The organism is Pectobacterium carotovorum (genome assembly GCF_900129615.1).
Classification (GTDB): domain Bacteria; phylum Pseudomonadota; class Gammaproteobacteria; order Enterobacterales; family Enterobacteriaceae; genus Pectobacterium; species Pectobacterium carotovorum.
This window is the reverse complement of the sequence record NZ_FQWI01000004.1, coordinates 150,787-164,235: the sequence shown is the minus strand read 5'-3', so window position 1 is coordinate 164,235 and position 13,449 is coordinate 150,787. Positions and strand designations below refer to the sequence as shown.

Sequence of the window (13,449 nt, the reverse complement as noted above, 5' to 3'; positions counted from 1 at the left end):
TCACTCCACAATAATCCGCTCGTCATTCTCTCCCAGACAGATACTTAACTGCTGGCCGTCAGGGCTAAAGGCGCAGTAGGGGAGAGGTTCACGCAGGTAGAGATGCAGCGGGAGCGCAAAATAAAGCGCAACTAGCAGCAATGCCGCGACGGCTTTCGCATAGGTTGGGCGTTGAGCGACTGGGTTGTGCCGGGCATGTCGATATTTCACGATGCCGATGGCGGCCATGCCTGCGCCTACCAGCATGGAAACATACAGCTCACCGGGCATCGGGGAGAGTATCACATTGTCGTTTTCATAATCCTGCCAATATTGAATGCGCCACAGGGCGCTGATACCGATTTGCACCAGCCCCGCGAGTATCCAGGCAACACGCCATCCTGAAAGCCGAAAGAGCGCCAGAAAGCAGAAACCCGATGCTGCGCAAGACCAGTAGATGAGATCGAACATCGCGCTAAACATGCCGCCAAACAGCGTGCCGCCGACGTCCGTCGGTTTCAGAGTATAGAAATTAATGAGGGCAAACAGCGTCAGGATCGCGGATACGGCAAGCCAGCTTGCCGCATAGTAGATAACCCGTTTTAAGGTCGGCAAGCCATGAGCCTGCCGATAAAAGCTAGCCAGTCCGTTTTTACTCACCGTCGACGTATTCCAACGCGGTGCGCTGGGTTAAGCGCGTGATCAGTTCGTAGGCGCTGGCACCCGTATGTGCGGCAATGCGTTCAACCGGTAGCGTTGGCCCCCAAAGGATGACTTCATCGCCGACCTTGTCCTGCGCATCCGGCCCTAAATCAACCGTGATCATATCCATCGATACGCGGCCGGAAAGCGGTACTTCGCGACCGTTGACGAGCACAGGCGTACCGGCTGGCGCGCAGCGCGGGTAGCCATCGCCGTAGCCGACGGCGACCACGCCCAGACGGGTATTGCGCGGGCTGGTCCAGGTGCCGCCGTAACCGACCGCTTCGCCTGAGTTGTGTTCGCGTACCGCGATCAGGTGAGACGTAAAGGTCATCGCGGGCTGGAAGCCGAAATGTGCGGCGTCTTCGTTATCCAGCGGCGACGCGCCATAGAGAATGATGCCAGGGCGGACGCGATCGCGGTGCGACTGCGGCCACAGCAGAATACCGCCGGAGGCCGCAATGGACTGTGCGCCGGGTTTACCCTGCGTAAAGGCATCGAAGCAGGCTAGCTGGCGTTCGGTGGTTCCCGCTTCGGGTTCATCGGCGCGGCAAAAGTGGCTCATGATATTGACTGGCTGAACCACGTTGCGGCATTCAGTCAGGCGCTGCCAGAATGCGTCGGCGTGTTCCGGTAGAACGCCAAGGCGGTGCATGCCGCTATCCAGTTTCATCCACACGGGGATCGGCTGTGGCAGCGTGGCCTGCTCCAGCGCGGCAAGCTGTTCAGGGCTGTGAACGGCGGTTTCTAACTGATGCTCTACCAGAAGCGGGAGGTCGTCTGCGGAGAAAAAGCCTTCCAGCAGGACGATGGGCTTGGTGATGCCCGCTGCGCGTAGCGCCAGCGCTTCGGAGAGCCGCGCGACGCCGTAGCAGTCAGCGTCGCAAAAAGTATGAGCAGCTTCGATCATGCCGTGGCCGTAGGCATTGGCTTTCACGACGGCAACGACCTGACTGCCAGGCGCGAGCTGGCGGATACGTTGCAGGTTGTGGCGCAAAGCACGCCGGTTAATGACGGCAGTTGCCGTTTTCATTCTTGTTCCTTAGTGCAGTGTTGTCATTGCTGAGCGCTGCGTTATTCATCGTCATATTGTGGGCCGGCATAGTTATCAAAGCGCGACCACTGCCCGTTAAAGGTTAAACGAACGGAGCCAATCGGGCCGTTACGCTGTTTCCCCAGAATGATTTCAGCGATGCCTTTCAGGTCGCTGTTTTCGTGATAAACCTCATCACGATAGATAAACATAATCAGGTCGGCGTCCTGCTCGATGGAGCCGGATTCACGCAGATCCGAGTTAACCGGGCGCTTATCGGCACGCTGTTCCAGACTACGGTTAAGCTGCGACAGAGCGACGACCGGAACCTGCAATTCTTTTGCCAACGCTTTGAGCGAGCGGGAAATTTCTGCAATTTCCAGCGTACGGTTGTCGGACAGCGACGGCACGCGCATCAATTGCAGGTAGTCGATCATGATCAGGCTCAGGCCATCGTGTTCACGGAATACGCGGCGGGCACGGGATCGCACTTCGGTTGGCGTCAGGCCGGAGGAATCATCGATGTACATGTTGCGCTTTTCAAGCAGGATCCCCATGGTGCTGGAAATACGCGCCCAGTCTTCATCGTCCAACTGACCGGTACGAATGCGGGTCTGATCCACGCGGGACAGCGACGCAAGCATACGCATCATGATCTGTTCGCCGGGCATCTCCAGACTGAAGATCAAGACTGGTTTATCCTGCATCATCGCCGCGTTTTCACACAGGTTCATCGCGAAGGTGGTTTTACCCATCGATGGACGTGCGGCGACGATGATCAGGTCAGATTTTTGCAAGCCCGCAGTCTTTTTGTCCAGATCCTGATAGCCGGTAGACACGCCAGTTACGCCGTCGTGCGGGCGTTGATACAGCTGCTCGATACGGGAAACGGTATCTTCCAGAATACGGTCGATGCTTTTCGGACCTTCATCTTTGCTGGCGCGGTTTTCGGCGATCTGGAAGACGCGGGATTCCGCCAGATCGAGTAGATCCTCACTGCTGCGCCCCTGTGGATCGTAGCCCGCATCGGCGATCTCATTGGCGACGGAGATCATTTCACGTACCACGGCGCGCTCGCGCACGATGTCAGCGTAGGCACCGATGTTAGCGGCGCTGGGGGTGTTCTTTGCCAGCTCGGCCAGATAGGCAAAGCCACCGGCGGATTCCAGCGAACCTTGCAGTTCGAGCGATTCGGACAGCGTAATCAGGTCGATCGGTTTGCTCATTTCGAGCAGGCGCTGCATCTCGGTGAAGATCAGGCGATGGGCGCGGTTATAGAAGTCGTTCGCGACAACACGCTCGGCGACATTATCCCAGCGCTCATTGTCGAGCATCAGGCCACCCAATACCGATTGCTCCGCTTCCAGCGAATGTGGCGGAAGTTTCAGACCTTCCATCTGGCGGTCACGGGGTTCATTCGATTTATTGGTGGGTCTTTTCTCTGCCATGAAACGGGTTCTTTACCGGTTGATTTGCCATTGGATTAGGGGGCATTGTATATGCCACACGTCCGAAATAACACAATATACCCGTCATACTTCAAGTTGCATGTGCGTTGGCTTCGCTTCGTCACCCGAATCACTTACTCAAGTAAGCTCATCGGACTCCTTCGCTTGCCGCCTGCCTGAAACTCGAATTATTTAGGGTATACGTATTATAGAGAGACAACGAACCTGTCACGATTAAGGAGATAACATGGCAAAACGCGTTCAGTTCCGGGCTTATGGTGGCCCAGAGGTTCTGCAATATGTGGATTTCACGCCTGCCGACCCCGCTGCGGGAGAGGTTCAGGTTGAGAACCGCGCCATCGGCATTAATTTTATCGATACCTATATTCGCAGCGGCCTGTATCCGGTGCCTGACTTACCTTCCGGGCTGGGAACCGAAGCGGCGGGCGTCGTGACGAAAGTCGGGGCAGGGGTTAGCGTGCTGAAAGTCGGCGATCGCGTCGTTTATGCGCAGTCCGGGTTAGGGGCGTATAGCGAAGTGCATAACGTGGTAGCGGAGAAGGTTGCGCTGCTGCCGGATGCCATCAGCTTTGAGCAGGCAGCGGCCTCTTTCCTGAAAGGGCTGACGGTTTACTATCTGCTGCGCCAGACGTATGAAATCAAGCCAAATGAAGTCTTCCTGTTCCATGCGGCGGCGGGTGGCGTTGGGTTGATTGCCTGCCAGTGGGCGAAGGCGCTAGGGGCGAAGCTGATCGGAACGGTGGGTTCTGATGAGAAAGCGGAGCGGGCAAAACAGGCGGGTGCCTGGGCGACCATTAATTACCGTACCGAGAATATTGCGCAGCGCGTCGCGGAACTGACCGATGGGCAGAAGGTGGACGTCGTGTATGACTCGGTTGGGAAAGACACCTGGGAAGCCTCGCTCGATAGCCTGCGTCGTCGCGGATTGATGGTCAGCTTCGGTAATGCGTCGGGGCCGGTGACCGGCGTCAATCTGGGGATTTTGAACCAGAAAGGCTCGCTGTACGTCACGCGTCCGTCGCTGTTTGGTTACGTGACGAACCGCGCCGAACTCGAACAGGCCAGCAATGAACTCTTTTCACTGATCGCCAGCGGGGCGATTACGGTAGATGTGCCGCAGAACCAGAAATTCGCGCTGGCGGATGCGCAAGCGGCTCATCGGGCGCTGGAAAGCCGCAGTACGCAGGGCTCCTGCCTGCTGATTCCGGGCTAATTGCTCAATGAGGTTATCGCATTCAGGCGATAACCTCGCTTCTCCCGCCACGCTTTTTCCAGACAGGATAAAGGGCTGCCTACGGTATTACTTCTTAACAAAAAAACCAAAACGCACTGTTTGTTTTTTAAACACCCCTCTGTAGGATTTGACGAAAAATAGAGTAAGACGGTCATTCAGATCCTGTGCCTTGCTGGTTGTCTGCGCCGTAATCAATCCCAATAAGCAGGAGCATAGATTCCACGGTATTTTTTCAAAAATGGTTCTCTCTTTACCTCTTCGCTATCTCGATTGTTGTTTTCACAGGCGAATTCTCGCCTGATTTTGAACACACTAAAGAAGGATGTGAGTATGAGATCCATCAAACTGCTGCCAATGCCCCCAACCCGAAGCATTCTCGGGCATGTTGATTACTTAAAACGAAGTGATGTTCATCTACAGATGCTGCGGTGGAAAGCGCAGTATGGTCGCTTTTACCGCTTAAGATTGGGGCTCACGTCAGCGATAGTGATTTCCGACGCTGAATGTATTCGCACCATTATGAAATCTCGCCCCGACGAATTTCGGCGAATCAGCAGCATTGAGTCCGTGTTTCAGGAAGCCGGGGTGAACGGTGTTTTTTCATCGGAAGGAGAACGATGGGAACATCAGCGCAAATTGACGGAGCCGATGTTTCAGCCCGCCCATTTGAAGTATTTCTATTCCAGCCTCAGGAAGGTGACCTCGCGGCTATCTGAGCGTTTCACGCTTCTAGCCGAAACCGGGGAAACCGTCGCTCTGGTAGAGGAGTTTAAGCGCTATACGGTTGATATCACGTCATTACTGGCTTTTGGTGAAGACGTGAATACGCTCGAACAGGGCGAAAACCCGCTATCGCAAAGCTTACGCCACTTATTCCCCATGATTAATGCCCGCAGCAGCGCCTTGTTTCCCTTCTGGCGATTCATCAGGACGGCGCGAGATAAGCAGTTTGATGCGAGCTTGAGCCTGATTCGCGAGTACCTTGATGGGTTTATTTATCGTCAGCGTAAGCGCATCCAGCTAAATCCGCAGTTGATGGATGCGCCTGAAAACATGCTGCAAGTGATGCTCGCCGAGCAGAAAAAAGACGGGGCGCTGAAAGACGACGATATTATGGCGAATGCCATTACGCTTCTGCTTGCAGGGGAGGACACGACGGCAAATACGCTCACCTGGATGAGTTTTCTGCTTTGTTCGTCGCCTTCGGTAGAAGAGTGCGTTTTTCAGGAGTGCAAAGAGGTGGCTGATGGAGCCGGAGCTATCCTCCCGTGGCCGCTGCCGCGTATGCCTTGGCTCACCGCCGTGATGTATGAATCTATGCGGCTCAAGCCCGTTGCGCCGCTGCTGTACCTTGAGCCAACGAAAAACACCGTTATTGATGATTTCCTGATCAAAAAAGGCACGCCTCTGTTGCTGATGCTGAATGCGAGCGGGTTTGACGACGCGCTGTTTCAGCAGCCTTATGATTTCGTGCCTGAGCGGTGGCTCGAACGAGGAAAGGCCTCTTTTTCCGATCTCCAGCCTTTCGGTGGCGGGCCGCGACTGTGCCCCGGACGGTCGCTGGCATTAATGGAAATTAAATTGGGATTTCATGCGTTGTGTAGCGGGTTCCGCGTCGAGGCGCAGCAGCCTGCATCGGACGTTACCGAGAATTTTGCTTTTACGATGTCGCCATCCGGTTTTCGCGTGAAGCTACACAAGCGCGAGCCGTTGCAATAGCAAAGTTGGATGTGGGGTGTGAGTGAACGTGCGGAGGTCAGGGAGGACGGCGCTTAAGCCAGACAATCATACCGACTCGTTAAGAGTCGGTATGATTGCCAGAAAAGCCTTGGCCGTTACGCTAATTTCATCAGACTGTATGTAGGGTACAGCGTGGTGATCGTCACGAAAGTGCCGCTGTGCGGCTATTATTTCCCTGACGATGATGAAATCGTGTGGCTTGCTTGCCACCAGGTTTTATTTACCCCGTTTAGTTTGCTCACCCTTTAAACAACTCTGTGGTGTCAAACTGTGGCGTCATCCTAGCAGCCACATCCGGGAAAAAATATCTGCTGGCGCACACTTTTGTACTAAAACAGACCGTACTAAAACACGTACTAAAATAAGTCGGTGTTAAATACGGCCTTGCCCGTCATTTGCGCGCGCAACTCATTTTCGTGTAACCCAGATTTTTCCCTTTTCTGGCATTACCACTCATTTCCGTTGCGTTGGCGATACGTGTATTTTCGATAAGTGATACGTGTATTTTCGATAAGTATAGCGGTGCGAGTTGTAGACAGGTCGACCGCTAAATTTGCGCCACAGCCATACCGCCGCGACGGCTAAAATCAGCCACGGCAGCACCTTTATCGCGATGCTAAACAGCCCACCAATCAACATAAATAGGGACGCCACAAACAGTGCCGCAATCACACCCAGCAGTGACACGCCCGTCAACATCAGCATGATAAAAAAGCCAATAACGAAGAAAATTTCCAACATGGTGTGCTCCTGTAGCGGTTAAACCGCAGAGAAAAGTTCTGCGTGCTACATAAGCTATAACAAGAATCGTGCCAAGATGTGCCGCTGGTAAGTGATTGATTTACCAGCGGCGTCAGGAAGAGAAATGAAAGAATGTTGATGAAAAATACTAACTGTTAGTATTTTTTAAACCAGATTAACCAGCGCTAGCGCACGCTCCACCACTGCCGCGTCGGCACCGGGTTTGTGGGCGTTTTCACTCAGATAACGTCGCCACTGACGCGCGCCAGGGATGCCCTGAAACATGCCGAGCATGTGGCGCGTGATGTGGCCTAATGATGCGCCGCCAGAGAGTTCGCGTTCGATATAGGGATACATGGCTCGCACCACGCCAGCTAGATCCGGCGTGGCGGTATCGGTGCCAAATAGCTCACGGTCGACCTGCGCCAGAATACCGGGATTCTGGTAAGCCTCACGGCCCATCATCACGCCGTCCAGATGCTGTAAATGCGTTTTGGCTTCTTCCAGCGTTTTGACGCCGCCGTTGATGGCGATAGTGAGCGCCGGGAAATCGCGCTTGAGCTGGTAAACGCGCGGATAGTCCAGCGGTGGAATTTCCCGATTTTCTTTCGGACTCAAGCCCGATAACCAGGCTTTGCGCGCGTGGACGATAAAGGTATCGCACTCACCGCGTTCGGCGACGGTTTGAATAAAGTCGCACAGGAATTCATAGCTGTCTTGATCGTCAATGCCGATGCGGGTTTTCACCGTAATCGGAATGGAGGTGCTGTCCTTCATCGCTTTGATGCAGTCTGCTACCAGCGCCGCTTCGCCCATCAGGCAGGCGCCGAAACGACCATTCTGTACACGGTCAGACGGGCAACCGACGTTCAGGTTAACTTCATCATAGCCGCGCTGTTCTGCCAGTTTGGCACACTGCGCCAGTGCTTGAGGATCGCTACCGCCGAGCTGCAGCGCCAGCGGATGTTCTTCTTCGCTGTAGGCCAGATAGTCGCCTTTACCGTGAAGAATCGCACCTGTCGTCACCATTTCGGTATACAGCAGCGTTTGACTAGTCAGTTGGCGAAGAAAATAACGGCAATGGCGATCGGTCCAGTCGAGCATCGGCGCGATGGAAAAGCGGTTAAGGCGAGAAGCGCGGGAGTCGGTGGATACCGTGTTGTGTGTACCTGATTTTACGTCGGTCATGGTTTGTCAGTTATCGTTTCGTGTGTCTGGCAGTGTTGTCTGAGGTTATCTTTGCTGGTGCCGACTATAGCACAGGGAGCGGGTCGTGGCTGATAGCTATCTTACTCAGGGTTAGGGAATATGCTCCCCGCGTATGTGATAATCGGAGAGCAATAAATATGAATCACGACGTTAGCTAAGCATTAAGAAATAGTTGAACAAACTTGTCGATGTTCCATTCTTTGGTATCAGAGACTTGGCCATCACCAATTTCTATCAAGCGCAGTTCACCAGAAGCATTTTCAGCCATATCAATCGAGAAAAAGGGTGAGCTGATAAGCTGTGCTATTTCAACAACAAGATCAGGAACAATGCCGTCAGAGGAATACACGTTATTTCTAAAGGAAAAATAGCGTCTTTCGCTGGTTTTTATAATGTCTTCAACCTTTCTCAGGCTAACCCCACCTTCAATATCACCACGAAATTGCTTAATGGCGGCTATTATTTCTCGGATCTCTTCAGCGTTTCTGGCGATAGATCCTCTGGATGTGGTTAGCGATTTAACATAGTCTTTAACGAAATAATCGGGCCATTTTATCTGGTTAGTAATCTGGTCGATGTTATCATCTTCATTTAAAAAAATGGTCTCTGGTGTGTATTTCTTGCATGAGTTATACCATCCCGTAATATGGTGGCTTGAGAGATAATCCTCTAAAGAAACGAGCATGTTACCGCTATTCTTATTCACTGCATCGTTCAATTTTTTATATTCATCAGATTTGAGCATCCAGCCGCGCCAAATGACGGATGTGTTTGATTAAAAATGCTTGGAAAACTTGTATTTTCCATCTGATGCATGCTGTGTTGATAATAATATGCATGATAATCCGCTTTCCCTTGCTGAATTATACTCTGCCTCAAAAGTCTCATCTACTCTGGAACTATCAAAATAATCACTTGGGTAAATTATGTTCATGTAAATTATCTCAAAATGGATAGTATTAATATAACATAATTTATCACACTTCTTTAGAGTAAACAGCTTATCTCCAGCATGAAAGATATCTCTTTCGTCAGTATAGGAGTTGGTTAGTTACTGGAGTTCTACGCTGAAGTTATAAATCAGATTAATAAAATATCTTCGGTGTGTTTTATACACTATCTAAGTACTGCATATCTCATATTATATTTAGAATGCTGTTGGATATAGGTAATGCCTCAGGATCTTTTTATTATGAATGTGACAGTGCGTTAATTCCATTTCCTAAATAAATTAATATCGAGAGGTTAATTATGTTAGAGGCCGGAACGTATTCTAGCGAAGATGGTAAACATGTGTTGGTCATTACCGATCCCGATTTTGCAGGGGCAACATTTACCGGGACATTCACCGCAAAAGATACACCTGTCGGTGAATACATTTATCAAGGCGCGTCTTTCTCTGGGTCATGGCTCTATACTGCTGGACGGGCCACGATTAATTTAGGTGTCGCATGCACCTATCGTAATGATATTGGTGGTTATAACTATGTCATTCGTGACTATTGGGTTGGAACATCAACGGATACCCCTCAACAAATTACGTTAAGCGGTAGTCGTTCGTATACCACGATTAGTGGTGGTCAACAGCGTTTCTCTTTTGAAGACGTTGTTTTTACCCGTCAGCCTGACTGATTAAAAACATTATAACCCATCATTAATATGGGTTTTCGCAAAGCCTCGACCATTTCGTCGGGGCTTTTTTGATCAAGAAATCCTGTGGGCAAATTAATGCAGCTCCACTTCCCAGTCTTCATAAGGCGGTTCGACGGTGAAACTGGGGTCGCAGTATTGTCGTAAATAATCTGTGGCGCGTTTTTCGGCATATTTGGCGTTCAATACGTTGCCGTCTTCATCCAGCTCTAGCACATTCGCGTAGATAGCGAAGACCTGTTCAAACGCGCTGGGTTCTTCACCGTATAGCGCAAGGTAATCAATGCCTTCAAGCGTATTTTGGGTGCCGCTAGCCATGAAATAGGCGAAGGTTCTTAATGCACTGCTAAAGCTGTGGCTTAATTTCATGATAAATCGCTCCCGCTATTGGCTGTTTTGCGCATTTATAGCTCATCAATCGGTGTCAGCCCGCCGTACTCATCAGAATAAACGTATTTCCCGGCGATAACGTCAGAGACATAGCTCTGGAACCAGTTTGCGAATGAGGGAGATAGGTTTTCTCTTTCGTCCATGTCATGCCACATGGTAATGATCTGGCCGTGCTGGCCTCCGGTAGCCGGATCGAGATCGAGACAGTAGTGATCGCCGCCGCCGTTGTGGGTGAAGGGGATCCACTTCGTGTTCCACCAGTCGGCCTTTATGCCGTCTTCCGGGCTGGACTGAATGCCATCAAATTGCCCTTCGCTCAGCAACGACTGCCAGATTGCCCATTGCTCAAGTACCGCGTGTGTGGATAAGAATTCTGCGTTCTCGAAAATGCCGCCAGAGTAGGTATCTTGCCCGTTGTGAATACGCAGGCAGGCTTTGTAGTCCTCGGGCAACGAGGTGCCAAGCGCGTGTTCGAGTGCATCGAGCTCTTGTTCAGTGGCGGGGGGATTGAGCCCGTTGCGTCCTTCAGGCCAGTGTGTTTCCAACCATGTTTCAAAAGCTGCCCAATGTTCGTTCATGTTGTTTCCCTTTCAACGCGATGGATGAATAAACGCGGTAGCACGCTGATTTTACCACGAAGGCGATACTGTAGCGGTTTAAGGGGATGAGATACAGACGGCATCGGGAACGAAGAAGGGAGCAGGCCGTGTTGGCTTACTCCCTTAATGAAGGTTGATGCGGATGCTTATGCGGTGGCGTGGCTGACCATCTGTGTCAGCACCTTGCGCCATGCGTCTACCTGACCCAGATAGTTTGAGGCTGGGATTTGCTGGAAATTCCCGTTGGCGTCTTCCAGTGCAAAAGTGGGGAAGCCTTGTCCACGTACTTTCGCCAGTAATTCCCGGCTAGCGCTGATGTGTTTTGACAGCGTTTCTGCCTGAATAAAGGCGAACTCGGTGCTGAAGGCGTCACCATCCAGACCGATTGCTTCCGCACACTGACGCAGCACGGCTGCGTCGGCGATTTTTAGCCCGGAAACGTAGTGCGCCCGCTCGATCTCGTGCAGCATCACCATGCCTTTGTCAGCCATCGCTTCCGCAGCGAGTACGGCAGCCGTTGGCGGCGCGGAATCCAGCACGACGCTGGTGTCCCGCAACAGCCCTTCGTAATAGGCTTCCCCGAAGGTCTGCCCGGTCATTTGCGCAATGCGACGATCGTGGGGGATCACGTAGTCATGCCACTCGGGGGTGATGGTGCGGCTATTGCTGCCGGTCATCATACCGCCGCCGTGGAGGATCAGATCCAGCCCGTCAATCTCCTGCGCGGCCAGCGCGAGTGGGGCGGCGCCGTAGCACCAGCCACACAACGGATCGTAAATGTAATGCAGTCTTACTGTGGCCACTTCATTTCACCTTTCAGGACTTTGGCGCTCAGTTCAAGACCCGATTCTTCTTTCAGCGTCGGGTAGTGTTTTTTCATTGCTGCGATCAGTTCGGCAGAATCTTTCGCTTTTGCCAGCTCTTTTTCCACCGTATCCAGATATTGCAGCGTAAAGGTCACGTTTTTCAAGGTGTAATCCGTTGGCGCGATAAAGTGACCCGGCACGACGGTGGTTGGCTTCAGCGCTTCAATGGATTTCAGCGTTTCACGCCAGTGAACGCGAGACTCTGGTGTTTGGGTATCGGCAAGCCAGACGTGGATGTTGGCAGACACCGGAATACCACCGACTACGGCTTTCAGAGAAGGAATCCAGACGTACGTGCGATCTGGCGTTGGCCCTTTCAGACCTTTCACTTCCAGTTTTTTGCCATCAACGGTAAAGCTATCACCTTCCAACGCTTGAGGAACGACGATTTCTTTCGGCGCGTTTTCTTTCAGAACCGGGCCCCAGTGTGCCACTTTGCCGTCTTTGCTGGCGTTAATCGCATCGATGGTGGCTTGGGTCGCAACGATTTTAGCGTCTGGGAACGCGGCTTTAATCACGTCCAGACCGAAATAGTAGTCAGGATCGGAGTGGCTGATATAAACGGTGGTCAGTTTTTTTCCGGTGGCTTTGATGCGATCAACCAGCGTTTGGGCATCGTTACGCTGGAACTGCGCATCGATCAGGACGACTTCTTTATCGCCACTGATAATTTCAGAGGAAACCGGGAATACACTGGCTTCACCTGGATTAAACACGTCGATTTTTAACTCAGCAGCGTTAGCAGCAGAAGCCAGACCCAGCGATGCAGCGAGTAAAGATACGGTAAAAGCGATAGATTTAGACATGGTGATACTCCACAGGTATGACAGAAAGTGGGTTCATGTTATGTTGCATTAATCGTACGAAAAACCGCAAATCTGGCAATTGTTTGTTGCATAAAACGGACTAATTTATGGATCGTATAACGGCAGCCGAAGTGTTTGTGACTATTATAGACCGCGGTAGCATGATCGCGGCGGCGGACACGCTGGATATGTCTCGGGCAATGGTGACGCGCTATCTGGCGGAAATGGAAACGTGGGCGGGGGCGCGGTTATTGCACCGCACCACGCGCAAGCTGAGTCTGACGGATGCCGGTGAAAAAACGCTGGCGCGCTGTCGAGAGATGCTGGCGCTGACGGCAGATATGCGCGTCGAGGCCGATACCGACGATGCCACGTTAAGCGGTTTGCTGCGCATAGGCTGTTCGCAGTCACTGGCGCAGGGCGCGCTTGGTATGGCGATAACGGCCTTCCTGCGGCGGCATCCTCGGGTCGCTATCGACCTGCAAATGAATAACCGAACGGTGAATCTGGTCGAGGAACGTATCGATCTGGCGCTGCGTATTACCAACGAACTGGATCCCAATCTGATCGCCCGACCGCTTTCAAGCTGTGAGTCGGTGCTGTGTGCATCGCCTTCTTATCTGAATGAGCACGGTATTCCGCGACAGCTGACCGATCTCTCGATTCATAACTGCCTGACCTACACCTATTTTGGCAAAAGCCTGTGGCATTTTTCCCGCGATGATGAAAAGTTTACGATTCCCGTTAGCGGTAACCTGAGCGGCAATGAGTCTCTGGTGCTGCTGGCCGGTGCGTTGGAAGGCGCGGGCATCGCCCTGCAACCGCGCTATTCGGTGGCACCTTATCTCGCTAACGGACAACTGGTAGCGCTGTTGCCGGAATACCGTCCGCAGGCGATGGGGATTTATGGTATTTACACCTCGCGCCGCCAGATGCCCGCCGCGCTGCGTACCCTGCTGGATTTTCTGGTGGAATGGTTTGCTCACGATCCTCGCTGGCGGGCGCTAGCGCTCTAATCGGTGAAGTGAGCC

The 13,449-nt window shown here is 52.3% G+C and carries 14 protein-coding genes; 4 read left to right on the top strand and 10 right to left on the bottom strand.

The annotated features are described in order from the left end of the window. Genes BUB06_RS10390 through dnaB form a run of 3 tightly spaced genes read right to left on the bottom strand, consistent with a single transcriptional unit; the run spans position 1 to position 3,162 of the window. Positions 1 to 639 carry a hypothetical protein gene (locus BUB06_RS10390; protein WP_039470154.1) on the bottom strand — a complete coding sequence of 213 codons (639 nt, stop codon included), beginning with the start codon at positions 637 to 639 and terminating at the stop codon, positions 1 to 3. Beyond that, positions 632 to 1,714 carry an alanine racemase gene (alr, locus tag BUB06_RS10385; protein ID WP_039470156.1) on the bottom strand — a complete coding sequence of 361 codons (1,083 nt, stop codon included), beginning with the start codon at positions 1,712 to 1,714 and terminating at the stop codon, positions 632 to 634. The genes BUB06_RS10390 and alr overlap by 8 nt, the downstream gene beginning before the upstream one ends. 41 nt (positions 1,715 to 1,755) lie before the next feature. Then, positions 1,756 to 3,162: a replicative DNA helicase gene (dnaB, locus tag BUB06_RS10380; RefSeq protein WP_010279223.1), complete on the bottom strand. Its 1,407-nt coding sequence runs from the start codon at positions 3,160 to 3,162 to the stop codon at positions 1,756 to 1,758. A 247-nt stretch (positions 3,163 to 3,409) separates the two neighbouring features. On the opposite strand from dnaB, the gene BUB06_RS10375 reads away from it, so the two are divergent. Both BUB06_RS10375 and BUB06_RS10370 read left to right on the top strand, forming a co-directional pair. Then, positions 3,410 to 4,396 carry a quinone oxidoreductase gene (locus tag BUB06_RS10375; protein WP_010295071.1) on the top strand — a complete coding sequence of 329 codons (987 nt, stop codon included), beginning with the start codon at positions 3,410 to 3,412 and terminating at the stop codon, positions 4,394 to 4,396. Between the two features lie 351 nt (positions 4,397 to 4,747). Beyond that, positions 4,748 to 6,136 carry a cytochrome P450 gene (locus BUB06_RS10370; protein ID WP_039470157.1) on the top strand — a complete coding sequence of 463 codons (1,389 nt, stop codon included), beginning with the start codon at positions 4,748 to 4,750 and terminating at the stop codon, positions 6,134 to 6,136. Between the two features lie 474 nt (positions 6,137 to 6,610). Here BUB06_RS10370 and pspG read toward each other — a convergent pair whose 3' ends face one another. The 3 genes from pspG to BUB06_RS10355 form a co-directional block, all read right to left on the bottom strand. Next, positions 6,611 to 6,898 carry an envelope stress response protein PspG gene (gene pspG, locus BUB06_RS10365; protein WP_236689885.1) on the bottom strand — a complete coding sequence of 96 codons (288 nt, stop codon included), beginning with the start codon at positions 6,896 to 6,898 and terminating at the stop codon, positions 6,611 to 6,613. A 165-nt stretch (positions 6,899 to 7,063) separates the two neighbouring features. Further along, positions 7,064 to 8,086 (bottom strand): tRNA dihydrouridine(20/20a) synthase DusA, encoded by a 1,023-nt coding sequence (gene dusA / locus BUB06_RS10360; RefSeq protein ID WP_039470158.1) that lies wholly within the window; start codon positions 8,084 to 8,086, stop codon positions 7,064 to 7,066. A gap of 175 nt (positions 8,087 to 8,261) precedes the next feature. Next, positions 8,262 to 8,852, bottom strand: coding sequence for an ATP-grasp domain-containing protein (locus tag BUB06_RS10355; RefSeq protein WP_223806281.1), 591 nt, complete (start codon positions 8,850 to 8,852; stop codon positions 8,262 to 8,264). Positions 8,853 to 9,358: 506 nt separating this feature from the next. Here BUB06_RS10355 and BUB06_RS10350 point away from each other — a divergent pair. After that, positions 9,359 to 9,739: a hypothetical protein gene (locus BUB06_RS10350; RefSeq protein WP_039470160.1), complete on the top strand. Its 381-nt coding sequence runs from the start codon at positions 9,359 to 9,361 to the stop codon at positions 9,737 to 9,739. A 93-nt stretch (positions 9,740 to 9,832) separates the two neighbouring features. Here BUB06_RS10350 and BUB06_RS10345 read toward each other — a convergent pair whose 3' ends face one another. The 4 genes from BUB06_RS10345 to BUB06_RS10330 all read right to left on the bottom strand — a co-directional run bounded on the left by BUB06_RS10345 (position 9,833) and on the right by BUB06_RS10330 (position 12,418). Then, positions 9,833 to 10,126: a DUF7677 family protein gene (locus BUB06_RS10345; RefSeq protein ID WP_039470162.1), complete on the bottom strand. Its 294-nt coding sequence runs from the start codon at positions 10,124 to 10,126 to the stop codon at positions 9,833 to 9,835. 35 nt (positions 10,127 to 10,161) lie between these two features. Next, positions 10,162 to 10,725 (bottom strand): SMI1/KNR4 family protein, encoded by a 564-nt coding sequence (locus BUB06_RS10340; RefSeq protein WP_039470163.1) that lies wholly within the window; start codon positions 10,723 to 10,725, stop codon positions 10,162 to 10,164. 167 nt (positions 10,726 to 10,892) lie between these two features. Then, positions 10,893 to 11,549: a DsbA family protein gene (locus BUB06_RS10335; RefSeq protein WP_039470165.1), complete on the bottom strand. Its 657-nt coding sequence runs from the start codon at positions 11,547 to 11,549 to the stop codon at positions 10,893 to 10,895. Further along, entirely contained in the window at positions 11,537 to 12,418 is an 882-nt protein-coding gene (locus tag BUB06_RS10330; protein ID WP_039470167.1) for an MBL fold metallo-hydrolase, read from the bottom strand. Before BUB06_RS10330 ends, BUB06_RS10335 begins: the two co-directional genes overlap by 13 nt. A gap of 107 nt (positions 12,419 to 12,525) precedes the next feature. On the opposite strand from BUB06_RS10330, the gene BUB06_RS10325 reads away from it, so the two are divergent. Further along, positions 12,526 to 13,434, top strand: coding sequence for a LysR family transcriptional regulator (locus BUB06_RS10325; RefSeq protein WP_039470168.1), 909 nt, complete (start codon positions 12,526 to 12,528; stop codon positions 13,432 to 13,434). Positions 13,435 to 13,449: the final 15 nt, after the last annotated feature.

Excerpts from the sequence above, each read along its gene's own strand:
- alr (WP_039470156.1), bottom strand. The coding sequence starts at position 1,714 with ATGAAAACGGCAACTGCCGTCATTAACCGGCGTGCTTTGCGCCACAAC.
- dnaB (WP_010279223.1), bottom strand. The coding sequence starts at position 3,162 with ATGGCAGAGAAAAGACCCACCAATAAATCGAATGAACCCCGTGACCGC.
- BUB06_RS10375 (WP_010295071.1), top strand. The coding sequence starts at position 3,410 with ATGGCAAAACGCGTTCAGTTCCGGGCTTATGGTGGCCCAGAGGTTCTG.
- BUB06_RS10370 (WP_039470157.1), top strand. The coding sequence starts at position 4,748 with ATGAGATCCATCAAACTGCTGCCAATGCCCCCAACCCGAAGCATTCTC.
- pspG (WP_236689885.1), bottom strand. The coding sequence starts at position 6,898 with ATGTTGGAAATTTTCTTCGTTATTGGCTTTTTTATCATGCTGATGTTG.
- dusA (WP_039470158.1), bottom strand. The coding sequence starts at position 8,086 with ATGACCGACGTAAAATCAGGTACACACAACACGGTATCCACCGACTCC.
- BUB06_RS10355 (WP_223806281.1), bottom strand. The coding sequence starts at position 8,852 with ATGCTCAAATCTGATGAATATAAAAAATTGAACGATGCAGTGAATAAG.
- BUB06_RS10350 (WP_039470160.1), top strand. The coding sequence starts at position 9,359 with ATGTTAGAGGCCGGAACGTATTCTAGCGAAGATGGTAAACATGTGTTG.
- BUB06_RS10345 (WP_039470162.1), bottom strand. The coding sequence starts at position 10,126 with ATGAAATTAAGCCACAGCTTTAGCAGTGCATTAAGAACCTTCGCCTAT.
- BUB06_RS10340 (WP_039470163.1), bottom strand. The coding sequence starts at position 10,725 with ATGAACGAACATTGGGCAGCTTTTGAAACATGGTTGGAAACACACTGG.
- BUB06_RS10330 (WP_039470167.1), bottom strand. The coding sequence starts at position 12,418 with ATGTCTAAATCTATCGCTTTTACCGTATCTTTACTCGCTGCATCGCTG.
- BUB06_RS10325 (WP_039470168.1), top strand. The coding sequence starts at position 12,526 with ATGGATCGTATAACGGCAGCCGAAGTGTTTGTGACTATTATAGACCGC.